The organism is Oleiphilus sp. HI0067 (genome assembly GCF_001635735.1).
Genome location: NZ_LWFI01000920.1, coordinates 1 through 4,673 on the forward strand (window position 1 = coordinate 1; position 4,673 = coordinate 4,673).

General features: G+C 45.0%; 5 protein-coding genes. All 5 read left to right on the forward strand.

Annotation, left to right across the window (positions count from 1 at the left end; genetic code table 11):
• Window positions 1–1,636, forward strand: a 1,636-nt coding sequence (gene pilB / locus A3739_RS10720; protein ID WP_068501294.1) for a type IV-A pilus assembly ATPase PilB, incomplete at its 5' end; no start/stop codon positions are given.
• A gap of 2 nt (window positions 1,637–1,638) precedes the next feature.
• Entirely contained in the window at window positions 1,639–2,865 is a 1,227-nt protein-coding gene (locus A3739_RS10725; RefSeq protein WP_068501297.1) for a type II secretion system F family protein, read from the forward strand.
• Between the two features lie 75 nt (window positions 2,866–2,940).
• Window positions 2,941–3,807, forward strand: coding sequence for an A24 family peptidase (locus tag A3739_RS10730; protein WP_068501300.1), 867 nt, complete (start codon window positions 2,941–2,943; stop codon window positions 3,805–3,807).
• A gap of 33 nt (window positions 3,808–3,840) precedes the next feature.
• The gene (coaE, locus tag A3739_RS10735) at window positions 3,841–4,452 is read left to right on the forward strand and encodes a dephospho-CoA kinase (RefSeq protein WP_068478467.1); all 612 of its coding nucleotides are present in this window, start codon (window positions 3,841–3,843) and stop codon (window positions 4,450–4,452) included.
• Window positions 4,453–4,673: DNA gyrase inhibitor YacG (yacG, locus tag A3739_RS10740; protein WP_068478469.1), on the forward strand; the 221-nt coding region annotated here is incomplete at its 3' end.

Consider the following 4,673-nt stretch of genomic DNA (forward strand, 5'->3'; position numbering starts at 1 on the left):
AGACACCGCGTTAAATGCACAAACGCATGCGATCGAAAACAACATTCCTCTAATCACGCATCTCGTTTCAGAGAACTTAGCAAATGCTAAAGCCATTGCGTTTTCGGCTGCAGAGGAATTTGGTGTTCCAGTTCTAGACCTTGGAGCATTTCTAAAAGAATCGTTTCCAGAAAAGCTTGTAGACGAGAAACTTATTCGCAAACATCGCGCACTCCCCTTATATGTGCGCGGCAATAGACTATTTATAGCCGTTTCAGATCCAACAAATGTAAACGCTGTCGATGAGATTAAATTCCACACGGGGATGAGTGTTGATTCAGTACTAGTCGAAGACGACAAACTATCCTCTGCTATCGACAGCTACCTTGAATCACAAGACGATTCAATGGGCGATCTTGATGACGAAGATCTCGATATTGATTTAGACGAAAGTCAAGAGCAGGAAGAAGATAACACATCCGCAGATACAGACGACGCCCCTATCGTTAAGTATGTAAATAAAATGCTGCTTGATGCGATCAAAAAAGGCTCGTCCGACCTTCACTTTGAACCTTACGAAAAATCATACCGAGTGCGCTATCGTACAGATGGCATCTTGCACGAAGTATCTCGCCCCTCCATCAAGCTTGCACCCAAAATTGCGGCGCGTTTAAAAGTAATGTCGCAAATGGACATTTCTGAGAGGCGTGTCCCGCAAGATGGTCGCATTAAAATGAAGTTGAGCAAAACCAAGGCAATCGACTTCCGTGTCAATACACTCCCAACTCTTTGGGGTGAAAAAATCGTACTCCGTATTCTTGATCCTAGCTCTGCGAAAATGGGTATCGACGCCCTTGGTTACGAAGACGTGCAAAAAGACATGTACATGGAAGCCTTGCACCAACCACAGGGGATGATTCTTGTAACCGGCCCTACGGGATCAGGTAAAACAGTTTCGCTATACACCGGTCTTAATATTCTGAATACACCAGAGAGAAACATCTCAACGGCGGAAGATCCTGTAGAGATTAACCTTGAAGGCATTAACCAAGTTAACGTAAACGCCAAAGTAGGCCTTAACTTCTCTGAAGCCTTACGCTCATTCTTACGTCAGGACCCGGACATCGTAATGGTTGGTGAGATTCGTGACCTTGAAACAGCCTCTATCGCGATTAAAGCGGCACAGACCGGCCACATGGTTATGTCGACGCTACACACCAACAGCGCACCAGAAACTCTGACCCGTATGTTAAATATGGGCGTACCAGCGTTTAACATCGCAACATCTGTATCCTTGATCATCGCTCAACGATTAGCACGACGCTTATGTAGCAATTGCAAAGAGCCATTGGACGTGCCTCGCGAAACACTACTTGAAGAAGGCTTTACTGAAGCGCAAATTGATGAAGGCATCACAATCTACCAACCTAAAGGCTGCGATAAGTGTAATAACGGCTATAAAGGAAGAGTAGGCATTTACGAAGTTGTGAAAATCACCCCTAAGATTTCGCAGTTAATTATGTCTGAAGCAGACTCCCTAACCATTGCCAAAGCCGCAGAAGAGGAAGGTTTTAACGACCTCCGTAAGTCAGCGCTATTAAAAGCAATTGAAGGTGTAACCAGTCTCGAAGAAGTACAGCGAGTAACGAAGGAATAAGCATGGCAACCACGGCAAAAAAACCCATTAATTTTGAATGGGAAGGTACAGACCGCAAAGGCAATAAGATTAAGGGCGCTATGACTGCGGAGACTGCAGCCCTCGTTAAAGCGCAGCTGCGCAAACAAGGAATCAACGCAGCCAAGGTTAAGAAGCCAGCATTCTCATTTGGCGGAGGAACAAAAAAGAAGAAAATAACCCCCTTCGATATCGCCATATTCGTTCGCCAACTTGCTACGATGATGAAAGCTGGTGTACCGCTCATCCAATCGTTCGACATTGTAGCGGACGGCCTTGAGAATCCGACACTTAGAGATCTCGTTCTAGAAATAAAGAACGACGTAGCTGCTGGTAATAACTTTGCTGGTGCACTGAAGAAGCACCCTCAACATTTTGATGATTTGTTTGTAAACCTTGTCGACTCAGGTGAAAAATCTGGCGCGCTCGAAACCATGCTAGACCGCGTTGCGACTTACATGGAAAAAACTGAGACGCTGAAAAAGAAAGTAAAGAAAGCGATGACCTATCCTATCTCGGTGTTGGTTGTCGCGATGGTGGTAACCGCAATACTGCTCCTTAAAGTAGTGCCCCAGTTTGAGAGCATGTTTGCCGGCTTCGGCGCTGAACTTCCCGCTTTCACACAAATGATTATTGCAGTATCAAAATGGCTACAGTCTTGGTGGTTAATTGTACTTATTGCGATCGTGGGCACTGTTTTCGTGTTTAATCAAGCCAAACTTAAAAGTGAAAAATTTAGAGATGGAGTAGATCGAACTATCTTAAAACTTCCGATTGTTGGGAATATAATTGATAAATCCTCAGTCGCTCGTTTTTCACGTGTACTATCAACTACTTTCGCTGCGGGCGTTCCATTAGTTGACGCTCTTGATTCTGTCGCAGGAGCTACTGGCAACGTCGTATATCGTAATGCCGTAAATACAATCCGAGACGAGGTGGCTTCTGGCACGCAATTACAGTTCTCGATGAAACAAACGGGCGTTTTCCCTGTTATGGCAGTGCAGATGGTATCAATTGGCGAAGAATCAGGTGCCCTTGATACGATGCTAGATAAGGTTGCTGAACACTTTGAAGAAGAGGTCGACAACCTAGTTGATAACATGACCACCTTGATGGAACCGTTGATTATGTCAGTACTTGGCGTATTAGTTGGCGGCCTGATTATCGGCATGTACCTCCCAATATTCCAGATGGGCGCGGTAGTAGGTTAAATACGGTATTTACGTTTAATACAATAAGGCAAAGTTTCGGCTTTGCCTTTTTTATGGTCAAAAGAAAGAAGATCCATGCAAGAAATTAATACACTCATATCAACACTGAACAACAACAGCGCCCTTTTATACACGAGCTATGTTGTTCTAGGGCTTTTGGTCGGCAGCTTTTTAAATGTCGTTATCCACCGCTTACCCAAAATCCTGCATCAGGAATGGCGTCAGCAAGCGTCTGAATTTCTCGAGCAGGAAGCGCCCGAAGAAGACAAAATCACCTTATCAAAACCTAATTCCACCTGCCCTAACTGCGGCCATGCGATTAAGCCTTGGGAAAACATCCCGGTACTGAGTTGGCTATTTTTACGCGGCAAATGCAGTAATTGCTCAACAAAGATTAGTATTCGCTACCCTCTTATCGAGTTAACAAGCTGTTTTATGTGCTTTGCCATTGCATACAGTTTTGGCGCAAGCTACGAGAGCTTTGCTTTGCTTCTCTTTACCTGGGCACTCATAGCTCTCACGATGATTGATGCTGACACCCAACTTTTGCCAGACAACATTACCCTACCTCTTATGTGGTTAGGCTTGATTGTCAACAGTTTTGGATTAGTGACTAACTTCGACAGCGCCTTCTGGGGTGCGGTTGCGGGTTATTTATCTCTTTGGTCCTTGTATTGGTTGTTCAAGCTTGCTACAGGTAAGGAAGGAATGGGATATGGAGACTTTAAACTACTGGCAGCTTTGGGAGCGTGGCTCGGCTGGGAAATGCTTCCGATTATCATTATATTATCCTCTTTTGTAGGAGCCGCTTACGGAATACTTGCAATGGCGATTGTCGGTCGCGAGAAAAATAAACCCATGCCATTTGGCCCATACCTGGCAGCTGCTGGCTGGATTGCGCTTATGTGGGGCGAACAAATTAAAACCATTTGGCTTGGCTAGCCAGATCTTAATAAGAAAGAGACCAAACACCTTATGCTAATCGTTGGATTAACGGGCGGTATCGGCTCGGGGAAAAGCGCTGCCAGTGATCGATTTGAAACACTTGGTGTAACCGTAGTTGATGCGGATGTTGTCGCACGTGAAGTTGTCGAGCCTGGTTCTAGTGCACTAGGCATGATCGCTAAGCAATTTGGAACGGATGTTCTACATTCAGACGGCGAGCAAAAAGGTGCGTTAAATCGAGCACGCTTACGTGAAATTATCTTTTCTGACAGCAATGCGAAGCGCTGGCTCGAAACTCTTTTACATCCACTTATTCGATCTGAGATTATTCGACAGCTTAGCCAAGCAGAATCAGCTTACGCAATTCTAGTCTCGCCTTTGTTATTCGAAACAAAACAAAGCCAGCTCTGCACGCGAACATTATTAATTGACGCCACCGAGGCAGATCAAAAAATCCGTGCAGCCACGCGAGATAACGCTTCAGAAGAAGATATAGGGAAAATCATTGCTGCTCAAATGCCTAGAAAAATGAAACAAGAGCGTGCTCACGACATTATTTTAAACGATGGTGATTTAGACCACCTGAACGCCGTGGTAGACTCACAACACGAAGAATACCTCAAACTTGCCGAGTCAAAATAAATGTCAAACAACACTCCTCTAATCGTTAATTGTCCAACCTGCGCAGACCCTGTTACATGGGAAGAGAAGAATAAAGAGCGTCCATTTTGTAGCGAGCGCTGTAAATTAATTGATCTCGGCGCTTGGGCTTCAGAGGAGTACAGCATCGCTTCTCAAAGCCAAGACGAATGGGAAATCGCCGAAGCGCAAAGCGCATCTAACACTTCTGAAAGCCTTCAATA

Excerpts from the sequence above, each read along its gene's own strand:
- A3739_RS10725 (WP_068501297.1), top strand. The coding sequence starts at position 1,639 with ATGGCAACCACGGCAAAAAAACCCATTAATTTTGAATGGGAAGGTACA.
- A3739_RS10730 (WP_068501300.1), top strand. The coding sequence starts at position 2,941 with ATGCAAGAAATTAATACACTCATATCAACACTGAACAACAACAGCGCC.
- coaE (WP_068478467.1), top strand. The coding sequence starts at position 3,841 with ATGCTAATCGTTGGATTAACGGGCGGTATCGGCTCGGGGAAAAGCGCT.